The organism is Acinetobacter sp. NIPH 2100 (genome assembly GCF_000369805.1).
GTDB lineage: Bacteria > Pseudomonadota > Gammaproteobacteria > Pseudomonadales > Moraxellaceae > Acinetobacter.
Genome location: NZ_KB850224.1, coordinates 2086190 through 2103159, shown reverse-complemented (window position 1 = coordinate 2103159; position 16970 = coordinate 2086190). Strand labels below are relative to the sequence as shown.

Genomic DNA, 16970 nt, shown 5'->3' with positions numbered 1-16970 from the left:
AAGCCAGTCTTCAAGACTGGCTTTTTTATTGGTTTAGAATCAAGCAGCGTGGATGGATTGAGCAGCAAGAAAGTGACCAATTTCTTGGCTGAATTTTTTGGGTTCCGTAATCAAGGGTGTATGACCAGAGCGTTCAAAATAAATCGCTTTTGCATTGCTTAAACTTTCTGCAATCAGTGTTTGTCCCGTTTCTGGATAAAGCGTAGATTCGCGGCCAATAAAGAATGTCGTTGGACAGTTGAGTTGGCTGATTGCTTCGCGGTAGTCTTCATCATGGTTTAGATAGTTTTCTACATACCAAAGTAAATAATCTAAACGTTGAATCGGAAGTAAATATTTTTGTAAGAACGGGCGGTGTAGCGCAAGTTTAACGATTTTAGGGGTATAGTTATTGCTGCCTTGCAGTTCAATAAAATCTCCCCATAAGCTCACAAGGTTGTAGCGAACATCATTGGGTAGATACTCTAATGTTTGTGCATTTTTATAATCGAGCAATAAGGTTTGGATATCAATTAACAGTTTTTTAAATTGAGGGTGTTTCTGTCCAAATAAGCCATATTGCCAAGAGTCATCAACAGAAATTTTCGGCGTTTGGTCAATATGCAGATAGGCTTTGAGTTTGGATGCTAATTCACCGTGTTTCATGCCATGCATTGCCGTGGTTGCACCCATGGAATAACCCATCAAAATAAATTGATCGAGTTTTAGTTGCTGGATCAATGAATCAACATCATTCCAGTGGCTTGATATGGCGTCTAAATCTGGAATGTTGCAGTTCTTAGACCCCCCAAAACCGCGCCAATCAGGAATGATAAATTCATATTGTTTACGATTGGCAAATAAGAACGGTAGCCATTGCCAGCTTTGCATACCCAGCCCAGATAAGACGAGTACAGGTTCGCCTTCACCGACACGTCGTACAAATAATTTTTCTTGATCGGGCATGGTATAAAACGGCATTATTTTTCTCCAATATCGTTTGCTTCCTCAAACTTCTTAAGTTGAGGAATCATTTGTTCCAACCATTTTATCCATTCATTTTCTTTAATGATACCGAGTTCCAGAATCATTTTATGGATAAACAAAACACGATTGGTTGGTTCGTTATCTTTAAAGTCTTTATCATGAATTGCTTGATAAAGGCTTAATTTTTCCTTATGCAATACCAAATGACGCTCTAATTCGGGCAAAATATTATTGCCGCCAAGTTGAGCTTCTGCTCTTAATCTGACCATGAGGTCATCACGCAGTTGAGCAGGTTCACTTTGTTGTTCAATCCATGAAGCCAGTTGTATTCTTCCAAGTTGTTCAACTTGATAAGTTTTTTTACGGCTATTGGCAGCTTGTTCTTCTAATGTCGAAATCCATCCTTTTTTCAGCATACCGTTGAGTTCACGATAGATCTGCTGATGAGTCGCATTCCAAAAGAAGCCCATTGAACGGTCAAAGCGACGAGCCAAATCAAAACCGGTACTTGGTTTCTCTAATAAGCTGGTCAATAAAACATGGGCGAGTGACATGATGTTCCATAATAAAAAATGACTCATCAGAATTATGCAATATGTTGCATAAAAATCAAATCTTGTTTATAACTTTATGCAACAAGTTGCATTAGCTAGCAGAGCGCGAGCCAAAGGAGAAACCATGTCAGCTTATCCACATTTATTAAAGCCGCTTGATTTAGGCTTTACCACCTTAAAAAATCGTGTCCTTATGGGGTCTATGCATGTTGGCTTAGAAGAAGCACCACAAGGTTATGAGCGTATGGCTGCATTTTACGCGGAACGTGCGAAAGGTGATGTGGGATTAATCGTAACAGGTGGTATTGCTCCAAATGATGCAGGTCTTACCTTTGCCCATGCGTCTAAGCTTGATAGCATTGCAGAAGCAGAAAAACATAAAGTGATCACCCAAGCTGTACACGATGCGGGTGGTAAAATTGCGATGCAAATCTTGCATACAGGTCGTTATTCTTATCAACCTGAGATCGTTGCGCCTTCAGCCATTCAAGCCCCAATTAACCCAATCAAACCTAAAGCATTGAGTTCTGCGGAAGTCCAGCAAACCATTGATGACTTTGCCAACTGTGCCAAGCTTGCACAATATGCGGGTTATGATGGCGTGGAAATTATGGGGTCAGAAGGTTATCTGATCAATGAATTCATTGCAGCACGGACCAACCATCGCGATGATGAATGGGGCGGCAGTTATGAAAAACGTATTCGTTTTCCGATTGAAATTGTAAAACGTACCCGCGATTTAGTCGGTGAAAATTTCATTCTTATTTATCGTTTGTCGATGCTCGATTTGGTGGAAGGCGGTTCTACGCTGGAAGAAGTTATCTATCTTGCAAAAGAAATTGAAAAAGCTGGTGCAACGATTATCAATACAGGCATTGGTTGGCATGAAGCACGTATTCCAACGATTGCGACCAAAGTACCGCGTGCAGCATTTACCTGGGTGACTGAGAAACTCAAAGGTGAAGTTTCAATTCCTTTAATTACCTCGAACCGTATCAATACACCAGAAATGGCGGAACATGTATTGGCATCTGGCCATGCGGATATGGTGTCGATGGCTCGTCCAATGTTGGCAGACCCAGAATTTGTATTGAAAGCCAGCGAAGGCCGTAGTGATGAGATCAATACTTGTATTGGTTGTAACCAAGCCTGTCTGGATCATATTTTCTCAATGAAAATTGCAACGTGCTTGGTCAATCCACGTGCTTGCTATGAAACAGAACTTATTTTCAAAGAAACCAATGCAGTTAAAAACATTGCCGTGATTGGTGCTGGCCCAGCAGGTTTAAGCTTTGCAGTTTATGCGGCGAGTCGTGGGCACAAAGTCACAGTCTTTGATGCAAGCAATCAGATCGGCGGCCAATTTAATATCGCGAAGACTATTCCAGGCAAAGAAGAGTTCTACGAAACTTTACGTTATTTCAAACGTCAAATTGAATTACAGCCCAATATTGAATTAGTGCTCAATCATACAGCAACCTATGAAGAACTGAGTCAAGAAAATTACGACGATATCGTGGTTGCAACTGGGGTTACGCCACGCCAATTACAGTTTGAAGGGATTGATCATCCAAAAGTGTTGAACTACATCCAAGTGTTGAAAGAGCGTGTGCCTGTCGGTAAACGCGTTGCCATTATTGGTGCGGGTGGTATTGGTTTTGATACTGCGGAATATTTAACTCATGAAGGTGATAGTGGCAGCTTAAATCCTGAAAAGTTTTATGCAGAATGGGGAATTGATACATCTTATGCACATGTGGGTGGCTTAAAAGCAGCCGAATTAGAAAAGTCAGAACGTGAAATTTATCTATTACAGCGTAAGAGCGCATCTGTGGGAGCTGGTCTTGGTAAAACCACAGGCTGGATTCATCGCACAGGCTTAAAACATCGTGACGTGAAAATGATTGCGGGTGCAAGCTACGACAAAGTGGATGATCAGGGTTTGCATATTACGGTGGATGGTCAAAGTCGTGTGCTTGATGTCGACAACGTGGTGATTTGTGCAGGTCAGGAATCATATACCGCGATGTTTGATCAACTTCAAGCAGATGGTAAGCGTGTTCACCTGATTGGTGGCGCTAAAGAAGCGGGCGAGCTGGATGCAAAACGTGCGATTCGCCAAGGTGCAGAATTAGCAGCAACGTTATAAGCAGACCGTGAGCATTTTCTATTGAGCAAATGCTCACGGATATTGCGATTAAATCTCAAGGGAGAATAACAATGACACTGGAAACAACAAAGCAATCACTTGAAAATTGGCATCAGATGATTAAAACAGGTGATTTATCAAATTTAAATGACTTACTGGCGGAAGATGTAGTGTTCCGTTCACCGGTTGCCTATAACCCTTATGAAGGCAAACATGTGGTTTTCTTTATTTTGACCAATGTGATTCAAGTTTTTGAGAACTTTACTTATCACCGTGAGTTTTATACTGAAGATGGTGCAAACGTGGTATTGGAATTCAGTGCCAATGTCAGCGGTAAATCTTTAAAAGGGATTGATATGATTCGCTTTAATGAACAAGGCAAAATCATTGATTTTGAAGTAATGATTCGTCCAATGAGCGGTTTGGCGGCATTGGCAGAAAAAATGGGTGCAAGATTCGCCAAGTATCAGCCTAATTAATGCCTGAAAAATAGCCTAAGTAATATTGAGAGAATGAGAATGTGGTTAAAGCTTTCAACTTTTGCATTATTACCTGTATTGCTGATACAAGGGATAAAGGTTCGTAAGAATACGCCACGTCTTTTAGAAGCCCGTGGGGATCGCCAAGGCATGATTGGTCAAGGAAAACCACTCTCTCTACTGATCTTAGGGGATTCTGCAGCAGCGGGTGTTGGCGTTGAAACCCAGCAAGATGCTTTATCTGGAGCAATCATTTCCGAGCTGCAAAATGAGTATCGTTTAGAATGGAAGCTACATGCCAAAACAGGTGATACAACTCAACAGGTTTTTCAGGCGGTACAACAGTTAGATCGGCAATGCTATGATGTGGTTATCACCTCAATGGGTGTCAATGACGTGACTAAACTGACTTCTGCAAAATCGTGGTTAAAACAGCAGAAGCGATTGTTTCAATACATCCAGAATCAGTTTCAGCCTCAGTTGATTGTGGTCTCGGGTGTGCCGCCAATGCAGCATTTTCCTGCTTTACCCAATCCTTTGGCTTGGTTGTTTGGACAATATGCTGAGCAAATGAATCAAGCATTACATCAATGGCTAGCGCCACAGTCACAATTTAGATTTATTCAATATGATATTGAAGCTTTTCAGGCAATGGACTTGCCTATGGCAAGCGATGGTTTTCATCCAAGCAAAGAAATTTATGCCATTTGGGGACAACAGGTTGCAGCTTTAGTGCGGCAAACATTCAACTCACAGTGAGAGGCGGTTATTGGATATGGGTATATCGGCTTTAGACAAAATTAAAGTGTTAGGTTCAACATTATTCGATTCGGTGCTCGGTGCTGAACAGCCCAAAATGTATTATGACCCAAAAGGGAAAATTAAAGATGTTTTGGAAAAATTACCGCAGCTCAAGCAAAAATATCGTCCGACGCCTTGGCTGAGTAATACCCATATTCATTTGCTCTACTTTGATATCATTCGCAAGAAAAGCATAAAACTTGAATATGATCGTATAGATCAACTGACCATGCAGGACAGTGGCGTGACTGCTATTGCATGGTATGGCTATGATCTTCCTGTTGAAACGCCGACAGTCGTCATTATGCATACCATTACGGGTACACCTGAAAGTATGCGTGAGTTGGTGAAAGATCTACATGAATACACAGGTTGGCGAATTGCACTTTGTTTGCGTCGAGGACATGCAGGCCTGCCGATGCCTGTGCCGCGTATTTCTCTTTTCGGTTCGACCAGTGATTTGAATGAGCAACTAGAGCATATTCAAAACTTGTTTCCAAAATCAGATTTATATGCAGTAGGATCTTCGGCTGGTACAGGACTACTGGTGCGTTACTTGGGAGAGCAGGGTTTAGATACTCCATTTAAAGCAGCTTTCGCAATGTGTCCAGGTTATAATACTGAGCTTGGTTTTAAAAATGTTCATCCTTTTTATAGCAAAATGATGACCAAGAAATTATTTAAATATTTTATTTATCCATATCAGAATACATGGGGACAGATTGCTTCTGTTGAAAAAGTACTGAGCACAACAAGCTTGGAAGAGTTTGAAAAAGAGTACTTTGAAATGGCGGGATTTCAGGATTATCAAAGTTATTGCCAAGCGATTAATCCGATTTATGTATTTGAAAATGTCAAAATTCCGCTGATGATTCTTAATTCAGAAGATGATCCTGTCTGTTCGATTAAGAATTTAGAACCGTATAAAGATGCAATTCAGCATATGGAAAATATTGCGGTTGTAACGACTAAGAAAGGCAGTCATTGTGGTTTTTATGAGAGTTTAAGTGTGAAGTCTTGGGCTTCACGTTTGATGGCCGATTTTTTTAAGAATTATTAATTAATGTCGTAGAAATAAAAAAGCCATGAGCTGCAATTAACAGAGTTCATGGCTTTTTACCGTAAGCAATTAAAACATTAGTTGTTTAATGCAGGTGTAGCAGCGGCAATTGCAGCAGCAACGGCATCATCTTCACTTTGAGCTGGTACAGATGATTTTGGTGCTTTGGCAGTTTGCTCCGCTTTAGGCTGTTCTGTTTTTGCTGGCTTTTGTTCAGCTTTTACAGGTTTTGGCTCTTCAGTTGCAGTTTGTGTTGCAGCAGGCTCTTCAGTTTGAGCAGGGCGAGTCTCACGACGGATTTCAGTCGTCGTGTTTGGTGTTTCTTCACGCGTTGTTTCAACAACAGGTGCTGGAGCTTCGTGTTTGTCAACGCTTTCCAAAGACTCGAACTCTTGAATTTTTTCAGGTTCAGGCTGTGGCTGAGTTTCAGTTGTTGCCTGTTCTGGCTGCTCTTCGTTTTTAGGTTCTTCTTTTTTCACACAAGCAGTTAATAAAAGGCCAGTCGCAAGTGCTGCACAAATTAAAAGTTTTTTATTTGCCATTGCTAAAACAACATATTAAATAAGGACAGCCGCAATTATAACAGTAAATGTAGGTGAAGAAATCCCTGTGCATTGTTGAGTTTGTTTATATTTTATAAATGCTTGCAATTAAACTGACGAGCAGCAAAGAATTTGAAAGTGAAGAATGCACAATTTTGAATGCAGATTTAAGTGGTTTTGAGCTACTCATCGTAATTTATGGATGAAAAATCCACAAATCCCGTAAATTTTTATCGAAAATGCTGATAGAATAGCCAGTTGTTTATAGTTCTTTGAATTGATGCGGTTTGACTTTGCTTTCTAGGGGCAGAGTACAGTAAAATTGCCCAACATTGTAGGCCGATTTCGGCTCGATTGTACGAGAAACTCAATGACCCATTTTATTTTTGTCACTGGTGGTGTGGTTTCATCACTAGGTAAAGGTATTTCTGCTGCTTCTGTTGCTGCACTTTTGGAAGCTCGTGGCTTAAAAGTCACTATGGTAAAAATGGATCCATACATTAATGTCGATCCAGGTACCATGAGCCCATTTCAGCACGGTGAAGTTTTCGTCACAGAGGATGGTGCTGAAACTGACTTAGATTTGGGATATTACGAACGTTTCTTACGTCGTGCGAAAATGACCAAACTGAATAACTTTACCAGTGGTCGTGTATATCAAGACGTTTTGAATAAAGAACGTCGTGGTGACTACTTAGGTGGTACGGTTCAAGTTATTCCACATATTACAGACAACATTAAAGAACGCGTACTTCGCGCTGGTGAAGGTTACGACGTTGCGATCGTTGAGATTGGCGGTACGGTTGGTGATATCGAATCACTTCCTTTTATGGAATCAGTACGTCAGTTAATGGTAGAACTTGGTCATAAACGTACCATGTTGATGCATTTGACCTTGTTGCCATACATCAAATCTGCGGCTGAGTTAAAAACCAAGCCAACGCAACACTCTGTGAAAGAGCTGCTTTCTATCGGTATTCAGCCAGATATCTTGATCTGCCGTACCGAATACGATGTCGATGTTGATACGAAACGTAAGATTGCATTGTTCACAAACGTTGAAGCTCGTGCCGTTGTGGTCTGTAAAGATGCAAAAACGATTTATCAAATTCCACGTACATTCTATGAACAAAATGTTGACGATTTAATTTGTGAACGTTTTGGTTACAACGATCTTCCAGAAGCAAATCTTGAAGATTGGGATAATGTAGTAGAAGCATTACTCAATCCAGAATACACAGTGCGTGTAGCGATGGTTGGTAAATATGTAGAATTGCCAGATGCTTATAAATCTGTCAATGAAGCGTTGTTACATGCAGGTATTCAAAACCGTGTCAAAGTTCAGATTGATTATGTCAATGCTGAAGAGCTTGAACAGCAAGACATTAGCGTTTTAAGTACTGCTGATGCGATTTTAGTTCCAGGTGGTTTTGGTGAGCGCGGTACTGAAGGCAAAATGAAAGCCATTCAATATGCACGTGAAAACAAGATTCCATTCCTTGGTATTTGTTTAGGCATGCAATTGGCTGTGATTGAATATGCACGTAATGTTGCAGCAATGCCTGAAGCAAGCTCAACAGAATTTAACCGCTCAACCAAATATCCACTCATTGGTTTAATCACTGAATGGTTAGATGAGCGTGGTGAATTACAGCAACGTAGCCTTGAGTCTGACCTGGGCGGCACGATGCGTTTGGGTGCTCAGAAATCTGAACTGGTTGAAGGCACTAAAACACGTGAAGTATATGGCAAAGCTGAAATTACTGAGCGTCACCGCCATCGTTATGAAATGAACGATCGTTTTATTCCAGCGCTTGAAGAAGCTGGCATGAAAATTTCAGGTTATTCATCAGTACAACATTTAGTTGAAACTGTGGAAATTCCTGAACATCCTTGGTTTATTGCTGTACAATTCCACCCAGAATTTACAAGTTCACCACGTGATGGACACCCATTATTTGCTAGTTTTATCGGGGCTGCTAAAAATCAGCACCAAAAGTAAGTACTGAGTTTTAAATAAACTGGGAAGTTTAAATGTCACAATTAAAACCACAAGAAGTTGTACGTTTAGGCGATATACAAATGGCAAATCATTTGCCATTTGTATTATTTGGCGGAATGAACGTATTAGAGTCAAAAGATTTGGCATTTGAAATTGCTGAAACTTATGTCGATATTTGCAAGCGCTTAGATATTCCTTATGTATTTAAGGCGAGCTTTGATAAAGCAAACCGTTCAAGCCTGAACTCATACCGTGGACCAGGTTTGGAAAAGGGTATTGAATGGCTTGCTGACATAAAAAAGCATTTTAATGTGCCCATTATCACTGACGTTCATGAGCCATACCAAGCAGCGTCAGTTGCTGAAGTTGCCGACATTATTCAACTTCCTGCCTTCTTAAGTCGTCAGACTGATCTCGTTGAGGCAATGGCAAAAACCCAAGCCATTATCAATATCAAAAAAGCACAGTTTCTTGCGCCACACGAAATGCGCCACATTTTGCATAAGTGTTTGGAAGCTGGAAACGATAAACTCATTCTTTGTGAACGTGGTTCAGCATTTGGCTATAACAACTTAGTTGTAGATATGCTTGGTTTTGACACCATGAAAGAAATGAATGTGCCTGTATTCTTTGATGTTACCCATGCATTACAAACACCTGGCGGACGTGCTGATTCTGCTGGTGGTCGCCGTGCTCAAATTACGACTTTAGCGCGTGCGGGCATGGCAACAGGTTTAGCAGGTCTGTTCTTAGAAGCACATCCTGAGCCAGAAATTGCAAAATGTGATGGACCATGTGCATTGCGTTTATCTCAGCTTGAGCCATTCTTGGCGCAATTAAAAGAATTGGATACTTTAGTTAAAGGATTCAAAAAGTTAGACACCCATTGATGCAATAACTTGCATCTTGTTTTTCATTCAACAGAGGAATTGTTCATGAGCCAAATCGTTGACATCCGCGCACGTGAAATTTTGGACTCTCGTGGTAACCCAACCATCGAAGCAGACGTTATTTTAGAATCTGGGGTTGTTGGTCGTGCATGTGCACCATCTGGTGCTTCAACTGGTTCTCGTGAAGCTTTAGAACTTCGTGATGGCGATAAAGCACGTTATTTGGGTAAAGGTGTTAAAACTGCGGTTAATAACGTAAATACGATTATCCGTGACGCTTTAGTGGGCAAATCAGTATTTGAACAAAAAGACATCGATAATACGATGATCGAACTTGATGGTACTGAAAACAAAGAAAAATTAGGTGCTAACGCAACTTTAGCTGTTTCATTGGCCGCTGCTCGCGCTGCTGCAGATGAAAAGAAAATTCCTCTTTTCCAATATATCGCAGATCTTCGTGGTCAAACGATTTTGACTATGCCTGTACCAATGATGAACATCATCAATGGTGGTTCGCATGCCGACAACAACGTTGATATTCAAGAGTTCATGATTGAGCCTGTAGGCTTCACATCATTTGCTGAGGCATTACGCGCAGGTGCTGAAATCTTCCATTCTCTAAAATCAGTTTTAAACAAAAAAGGTTTAAACACTGCTGTGGGTGATGAAGGTGGTTTTGCACCAAACTTGCGTTCAAACGAAGAAGCAATCACTGTTATTCTTGAAGCGATTGGTCAAACGGGTTACAAAGCTGGTTCTGATATCATGCTGGCACTTGACTGTGCTTCTTCAGAATTCTACAAAAATGGTCAATATGTTCTTGCTGGTGAAGGCAATAAAGCATTCACAAGCAACCAGTTCTCTGACTATTTAGCGGGTCTTGTAAATCAATACCCAATCATTTCGATTGAAGATGGTCTAGATGAATCTGACTGGGAAGGTTGGAGCTATTTAACATCAATCCTTGGTGACAAAATCCAATTGGTTGGCGACGATTTATTCGTAACTAATCCTAAGATTTTACAACGTGGTATTAATGAGAAAGTCGGTAACTCGATTCTGATCAAATACAACCAGATCGGTACATTGACTGAAACTCTAGATGCAATCTACCTTGCGAAAGCAAACGGTTATAGCACTGTAATCTCACACCGTTCAGGTGAAACTGAAGATTCAACAATTGCTGACTTGGCAGTAGGTACAGCAGCTGGTCAAATCAAGACAGGTTCACTATGCCGTTCTGACCGCGTAGCGAAATATAACCAATTGCTTCGTATTGAAGAATTAACGAACGCAGCTTACCGCGGTAAAGCTGAATTCAAAGGTCTAAACTAAGGTCAATTTATCTATGTTGAATACGTCTGATCATCTTTCTTTACAAAAGACAGAAACTCTGCAAATTCATAATCCTATAGAATTTGCAGATGATCTTCCTTTGAGAAGGATGTAGGGATTTTTTCATGCTAGATATGTTTCGATCGACCTCGAGTAAATTGATTCTGTTGCTTGTCATCTTTTTGGTGGCAAGCTTGCAGTACCAATTTTGGCTAGGTGAGGGTGGTTATTTTCCTCACCAAGCTTTGACTCAACAAATTACCCAACAAGCAGAAATTAATACTGAGCTCAAAGAGCGAAACCGTATTTTAGCTGCTGAAGTTTTTGATTTAAAAAGTGGCAGTGAAGCAATTGAAGAGCATGCCCGTTTAGATTTAGGTTTGGTCAAACCGAATGAAACTTTTGTGCAAATGAGTACGATCAGTACCCATTACAAACCTATCTATATCGATCCAAACGCAAAAGAAGATACCGCAACAAATGAAAACCCAGACTAAGCTGTGGGCGGTTGTACCAGCAGCAGGTTCGGGCAGTCGTTTTTCAAAAACTGAATTAAAACAATATCAATATATTCAAAATCATACTGTACTTGAACATACGGTTAATCGCTTGAATAGCTTAGATTTAGCCGGCTGTGTACTTGCAATCGGTGAGCAGGATAGCTTTGCCAAAACGCTTTCTTTTCAGCATCAACACAAATTGCATTTTTGCACTGGCGGCGAAGAACGAGTGCATTCTGTTCTGAATGCCTTAATCTATTTATCTGAAATTGCTGATGAAGATGATTGGGTCTTGGTTCATGACGCAGCACGGCCATGTGTAGCTGAGGATTGCTTAAAACGGTTGGTTCAATCAGCTCAAGATTCTAACCAAAGCGCAATTTTAGCAATTCCTGTCCGTGATACGCTTAAATACGTCGCAAGCCAAAATCAAATTGAGAAAACAGTGAGTCGTGAATCTTTGTGGCAGGCGCAGACACCACAAATGGCCAAGCTTGGTGTTCTTAAACATGCGATCCAAACAGCATTGGCAGAACAAATAACAATTACTGATGAAGCAAGTGCTTTAGAACACGTGAACGAAGTGGTGCAAGTAGTGCAAGGACGTTCAGATAACATCAAAATCACTTATACAGACGATTTAGAACTGGCTCGATTAATCCTTCAAGCGCAAACTCATTCTTAATGCATCAAATAAATATTTTTGACCTGCTATTTAAAATAGCCTAAGTAAATTTAAATGAAATTTATTGATTTTTACATCAATCTAAATGACAAAATTTCTACTATTTGTTAAATTTGAACAACATACTTTATAACGGATCAACAAATGAAAAAATTATTACTTGCTGGCCTTTTCGCTTTTTCTCTCGTTGGCTGCGCTACAACATCTCAACAACCTCAAGACAATGTACAAGAAAGCATTCGTTATTCGACTAGTCCTTGTTTTGGTACATGTCCAATCTATTCTGTTGAGGTTACACCTGAAGGGGATGTTCACTTTGATGGAAAACAATACACTAAAGTAACAGGCACTCAGGATTTAAAAGTTGATCCTTCGGTCTATAAAAAGTTACAGCAAGAGTTGAAAACTTACCATCCAGCAACAGGTGCAAACGTAAAAACGACGGGTTGTGCAGAAACGGCTAGCGATCATCAAAGTGCTTATTTTTCTTGGAAGCGTCCAGATGGTACAGTTACTAAACTCAGCCATTACACGGGTTGTATCTCACCAGCAAATGCTGAGTTGAATAAAGTAATCGAAAAATTACCTAAATTGATTGGTATTGAAGATCTAGTACGTTAAGTTCACTTTAGAACTTAAAGAGAGGCTTAATTATCAAAGGTAATTAAGCCTTTTTAGTTGCAGAGATCAATTTACGCTTTAGTTAATATTTAAAATAACATATTATAAAAACATATATTGAAATGTGAGAGGACAATGACCAGCATTATCTTAGCGTTGATTGGTGGTGCACTGATTGGTTTCGCAGTCGTAGGCTACTTATATGTCCATGGACGAATTGCAGGTGTTAGTGGACTAATCGCACAACTATTAAAGCCAAAAACATTTTTTAGTAGTTCTGCATTCTGGTTTTTGTTGGGGCTCATTCTTACTCCATTTATTTATCAAATTTTTGTGCAGCCAGAAATCATCATGACTTCATCGCCATTGGCATTAATTATCGCAGGCTTACTTGTTGGTTTTGGAACCCGTCTGGGTTCGGGGTGTACCAGTGGGCATGGTATTTGTGGGATGAGTCGATTATCAATCCGTTCAGTTATTGCCACGATGACGTTTATGTTTGCGGGTTTTATAACAGTGTATGTAATACGTCATCTTGCAGGGGCTGTATTGTGAAAAATCTACTAGCTCTGTTGTTTGGCAGCATATTTGCATTAGGTTTACTTGTCTCAGGCATGTCAAATCCCGAAAAAGTGTTAAGTTTTCTAGATATTTCCGGGAATTGGGATATCAGTCTGATGTTTGTCATGATTGGTGCAATTGCAGTTGCATTTATCCCATTTCAGCTGGCATTGCGTCATCCAAAAACCTTATTTGGTGAAACAATCGCATTACCAACAAACACTCAAATTGATCGGAAGTTAATCATTGGTGCGGTATTATTTGGGATCGGTTGGGGGATTGCAGGAATTTGCCCAGCACCTGCGATTACATTAATTGGACTTGGTTATTTTGAGATTTGGTATTTTATTGGAGCAATGTTACTTGGCATGTTGATCCATCGCCTTTGGGCCAAGCAGTAGGAGCGAGTCAATGCAATATCCAGTAGTCAAAGCCTTCTTCGACGAAAATAGCAATACTTTTAGCTATGTTGTACATGATCCTGAAACAAAGCATTGCGCCATTATTGATAGTGTCCTAGATTATGATGCAGCTTCGGCTTCAACATCAACTCAGCAAGCAGATAAGATTATTACTTACATTGATTCCAAGGCATTGACTGTTGAATGGATTTTGGAGACACATGTTCACGCCGATCATTTAACGGCTTCACAATATTTAAAGTCGAAGCTTGGTGGAATAATTGCTATGAGTGAGAAGATCGCAATTGTTCAAGACACTTTTAGTGCGATTTATCATATTGATATTAAATATTTTAATACACATCAAGTGTTCGATTATCTATTTCAGGACAATGAAAATTTTAGCATTGGAAATTTGAAGGCATATAACATACCGACACCAGGTCATACGCCAGCGTGCTTAAGCTATGTCATCGGTGATGCAGTTTTTATTGGTGATACATTATTTATGCCAGACTATGGCACGGCGCGTTGTGATTTTCCTAAAGGGAGTGCTGACACTTTATTTGAGTCTGTGCAAAAGTTGTATCAATTACCTGAGCAAACCCGTGTTTTTTTATGCCATGACTACAAACCTGAAGGCAGAGATGAATATATTTATCAGACCGATATCGGTTCGCAGAAGCGAAGCAATATCCATTTAAATGCAAAGACACAGAAGCAAGACTTTGTTCAGATGCGTCAAGCGCGTGATAAAACTTTGTCTATGCCCAAACTGATACTTCCAGTAATCCAAATGAATATGAATGCTGGGCATTTCCCTGAACCAGAATCAAATGGAATCCGTTACTTAAAGTTGCCTCTAAATTACTTTAATCAATCATAAAAAACTGAATAGCTCAAAAGGATTTGAGCGATGACCTTTCCACATACATTAAGAATGAAAAATGGAGCTTAGGTTTTGTTTGAACACTTAATTGTTATGTTATAACATAACAATTGAAAATAAGGAGTTCAATGTGCGTTACAAAGCCTTGGCACTAGCCATTCTATTTATCAATCAACAAGCATCTGCAAATGAGCAGGATAGTCCTGTCATTTTGCCAAATATTAGTTTAAAAGCAGAAACTGATCTTTCAATTGGAAACAATATCGTTGTAAAGAATCGAAAGGCAGAAAATCAAACTTTGGGAGATGCGCTTAAGCATGTATCAGGGGTGCAAAGTAGTGCTTTTGGCCCAAACTCTGGTGCACCTGTCATCCGCAGTTTAAGTGGTAATCGCGTACAAATTCTTGAGGATGGACTTTCAGCTTATGGAATGAATGCGGTCAGTGGCAATATTAATATTCCTTTTGATCCATTATTTAACCAATCTATTCAGGTAAATAAATCTTCTGATAGTGTGCGATACGGCGGAAACGCAATTGGTGGCAGTGTAAATATTGAGAACGACCTGATTAGCAAAGAAATGCCAAAGAAAGATCATAGTTTAGAGTTGGCTGTACGAAAAGGTTGGAATAGTGCAGATGCTCATGGATTTAAACTGAATTTGAATAATCAAAGTAATTTTTCAACTAACTTCTTATTTTCTAAACAGGACATTTCGTCTTATAAGATTCCTGGGCAGAGTAAAGCCGAACTTTGTAATAGTGCTGTTTTTCCTGCCACAGGAGGCGTAAATTCAGCATTGGCGGATGCTTGTCAAAAGGATTCCCGTATCCAGCAGATCTACAACACAGCATCACAAAAATATATTGATCAATTCATGACTGAAAATCCGGATTGGGCGGATGGGAAGTTTTCATTTTATACAGATAAACCTACATCCGTTTGGAGTGGTAAAACATATACCAATCCTATTAATCCAGAGTATGTTCCTGATACGGCTAAGTTTAAAGAAAACAGAATTAATAATGATGTAACGCCAAACTATAATCGGAAATTGGGTAATAGCTATTTAGAAAATCAGCACTATGCGATCGGGACGACCTATTTTGTAGATAATGGCTATATTGGCCTGAGCGCAGATTCAAAGAAAAATGCCTATGGTGTCCCTGGTTTTTCTTTAGAAAATAAGTCATTTCAATCGTCCTATGATGATGGTCTGCCTGTTGGGATAAAGACGGATCAACGAAAATATACATTGGATAGTCAATTTAACTTCGATACACCATTCCTGAAGGGAATCGATTTCAAAGCGAATCAGGTGATCAATCGCTCTGGTGAATACTTAGGCACACAACTTGCAAATGATTACCGCTTTGATACCAAACAAGCCGAATTATTACTGAGACATCAAGCTCTGCCTTATTTAAGTGGATTAGTGGGCGCTAGTCTAAGTAATCGAACTGTCGAAGGTCAGGGCAAGTTACGTTACCTTCCTGATGTGAAAACAAAAACTCAGGCGTTCTTTATCCAAGAAAAAATTGATCTGGATCGCGTGTCTTTCGATGCGGGCTATCGCCAAGAACGTTTGGATCATGCAATCAAAGCCAGCGATTTTAAGAGTTCTCGTAATTCCGCCAATACAACACTACAAGATACCAGTTTCGATCTCGATAGCTACAGTGTGGGCTCTTATCTGAAAATGAATGACTATTTAGGCATGAAGCTTAGATATTCTGTATCGGAGCGCGCACCAGAGCTCAATGAACTTTATGCTAGTGGCAACCATTATTCGATTATGATTAATGAGCAAGGAAATCAAAAGCTAGAACCTGAAAAATCCAAGAATACAGAGCTTACAGGTTTATTTAGTTATAAAGATTTTAATCTTGAAGCCACTGTATATAAGATGAAATTTGAAAACTATCTGTACTTAACTCATTCTGGTAATCAAGTAGCAAATCGATTACCACTGAAATACTGGACACAAACAGATACTGAAATCACAGGGTTTGAGGTTGATTTAAAACAAAAAATTAATGCTCAACAGTTTGGTCTTTTTACGCTTGGTGCATTTGCTGATTTTGTAAAAAATAAAAACTTAAGTCCAAATCAATATAGCTTATTTAATGACGGCAATTATTTACCGAACATGCCAACAAGCCGTTATGGTGCAAGCGTAGAGTGGAGTAAAGGGGATTGGGCAGCACGCTTATCAAGCATTTATTATGATAAGCCAAAATATCTAGGGAAGAATGTTTCGGAGGAAGTACCATTACCTGCTTTTAATATGCTTGATATGCAAATCAGCAAGCATCTTAAGTTAAAGAATTCTGATATTGACGTATTCCTGAACGGCTCAAATCTACTGAATGAGGAAGCGAGACCGCATAATTCTCCATTGAAATATATAGCACCGTTACCAGGGCGTGGTTTTCAACTTGGAATTAATATGAAGATCTAGAGCTATCTGGTCTACAACTTCGAGTCTATTCACTAAAAGCGATATTGAATATCCGCTTTTAGTGATGATCCGCT

General features: G+C 39.7%; 17 protein-coding genes. 14 read left to right on the top strand and 3 right to left on the bottom strand.

Features of this window, described 5'->3' with window-relative positions; all coding sequences use genetic code 11:
- Positions 1–39: 39 nt before the first annotated feature.
- Together F887_RS08170 and F887_RS08175 are read right to left on the bottom strand one after the other, a co-directional pair.
- Positions 40–960 carry an alpha/beta fold hydrolase gene (locus F887_RS08170; RefSeq protein WP_005294510.1) on the bottom strand — a complete coding sequence of 307 codons (921 nt, stop codon included), beginning with the start codon at positions 958–960 and terminating at the stop codon, positions 40–42.
- Positions 960–1520 (bottom strand): PadR family transcriptional regulator, encoded by a 561-nt coding sequence (locus F887_RS08175; RefSeq protein ID WP_005294509.1) that lies wholly within the window; start codon positions 1518–1520, stop codon positions 960–962. The genes F887_RS08170 and F887_RS08175 overlap by 1 nt, the downstream gene beginning before the upstream one ends.
- Positions 1521–1644: 124 nt before the next feature.
- Between F887_RS08175 and F887_RS08180 the strand changes: the two genes are divergently transcribed.
- The 4 genes from F887_RS08180 to F887_RS08195 all read left to right on the top strand — a co-directional run bounded on the left by F887_RS08180 (position 1645) and on the right by F887_RS08195 (position 6009).
- Positions 1645–3669: an NADPH-dependent 2,4-dienoyl-CoA reductase gene (locus F887_RS08180; RefSeq protein ID WP_005294508.1), complete on the top strand. Its 2025-nt coding sequence runs from the start codon at positions 1645–1647 to the stop codon at positions 3667–3669.
- Positions 3670–3740: 71 nt separating this feature from the next.
- Positions 3741–4148, top strand: coding sequence for a nuclear transport factor 2 family protein (locus tag F887_RS08185; RefSeq protein ID WP_005294507.1), 408 nt, complete (start codon positions 3741–3743; stop codon positions 4146–4148).
- A gap of 39 nt (positions 4149–4187) precedes the next feature.
- On the top strand, positions 4188–4907 hold the full coding sequence (locus F887_RS08190; RefSeq protein WP_005294506.1) for an SGNH/GDSL hydrolase family protein: 720 nt from the start codon (positions 4188–4190) through the stop codon (positions 4905–4907).
- A gap of 16 nt (positions 4908–4923) precedes the next feature.
- Positions 4924–6009, top strand: coding sequence for a YheT family hydrolase (locus tag F887_RS08195; protein ID WP_005294505.1), 1086 nt, complete (start codon positions 4924–4926; stop codon positions 6007–6009).
- Between the two features lie 77 nt (positions 6010–6086).
- Here F887_RS08195 and F887_RS08200 read toward each other — a convergent pair whose 3' ends face one another.
- Positions 6087–6551 carry a hypothetical protein gene (locus F887_RS08200; RefSeq protein WP_005294504.1) on the bottom strand — a complete coding sequence of 155 codons (465 nt, stop codon included), beginning with the start codon at positions 6549–6551 and terminating at the stop codon, positions 6087–6089.
- A gap of 370 nt (positions 6552–6921) precedes the next feature.
- On the opposite strand from F887_RS08200, the gene F887_RS08205 reads away from it, so the two are divergent.
- The 10 genes from F887_RS08205 to F887_RS08250 all read left to right on the top strand — a co-directional run bounded on the left by F887_RS08205 (position 6922) and on the right by F887_RS08250 (position 16896).
- Positions 6922–8553: a CTP synthase gene (locus F887_RS08205; RefSeq protein ID WP_005294503.1), complete on the top strand. Its 1632-nt coding sequence runs from the start codon at positions 6922–6924 to the stop codon at positions 8551–8553.
- Between the two features lie 32 nt (positions 8554–8585).
- Positions 8586–9443: a 3-deoxy-8-phosphooctulonate synthase gene (gene kdsA / locus F887_RS08210; protein WP_005294502.1), complete on the top strand. Its 858-nt coding sequence runs from the start codon at positions 8586–8588 to the stop codon at positions 9441–9443.
- Positions 9444–9488: 45 nt separating this feature from the next.
- Complete coding sequence (eno, locus tag F887_RS08215; protein WP_005153307.1) at positions 9489–10778, top strand: phosphopyruvate hydratase; 1290 nt, start codon at positions 9489–9491, stop codon at positions 10776–10778.
- Between the two features lie 125 nt (positions 10779–10903).
- On the top strand, positions 10904–11275 hold the full coding sequence (gene ftsB / locus F887_RS08220) for a cell division protein FtsB (RefSeq protein ID WP_005153300.1): 372 nt from the start codon (positions 10904–10906) through the stop codon (positions 11273–11275).
- Entirely contained in the window at positions 11259–11963 is a 705-nt protein-coding gene (gene ispD, locus F887_RS08225) for a 2-C-methyl-D-erythritol 4-phosphate cytidylyltransferase (protein WP_005294501.1), read from the top strand. Before ftsB ends, ispD begins: the two co-directional genes overlap by 17 nt.
- Before the next feature lie 144 nt (positions 11964–12107).
- Positions 12108–12584 carry a DUF6438 domain-containing protein gene (locus F887_RS08230; protein ID WP_005294499.1) on the top strand — a complete coding sequence of 159 codons (477 nt, stop codon included), beginning with the start codon at positions 12108–12110 and terminating at the stop codon, positions 12582–12584.
- A 135-nt stretch (positions 12585–12719) separates the two neighbouring features.
- A complete protein-coding gene (locus F887_RS08235; protein WP_005294497.1) occupies positions 12720–13139 on the top strand; it encodes a YeeE/YedE family protein in 420 nt (139 codons plus the stop codon).
- Complete coding sequence (locus tag F887_RS08240) at positions 13136–13546, top strand: DUF6691 family protein (RefSeq protein WP_005294496.1); 411 nt, start codon at positions 13136–13138, stop codon at positions 13544–13546. Before F887_RS08235 ends, F887_RS08240 begins: the two co-directional genes overlap by 4 nt.
- A 10-nt stretch (positions 13547–13556) precedes the next feature.
- Positions 13557–14432 (top strand): MBL fold metallo-hydrolase, encoded by an 876-nt coding sequence (locus F887_RS08245; protein WP_005294495.1) that lies wholly within the window; start codon positions 13557–13559, stop codon positions 14430–14432.
- A gap of 133 nt (positions 14433–14565) precedes the next feature.
- Positions 14566–16896 carry a TonB-dependent receptor gene (locus F887_RS08250; RefSeq protein ID WP_005294494.1) on the top strand — a complete coding sequence of 777 codons (2331 nt, stop codon included), beginning with the start codon at positions 14566–14568 and terminating at the stop codon, positions 16894–16896.
- Positions 16897–16970 lie beyond the last annotated feature (74 nt).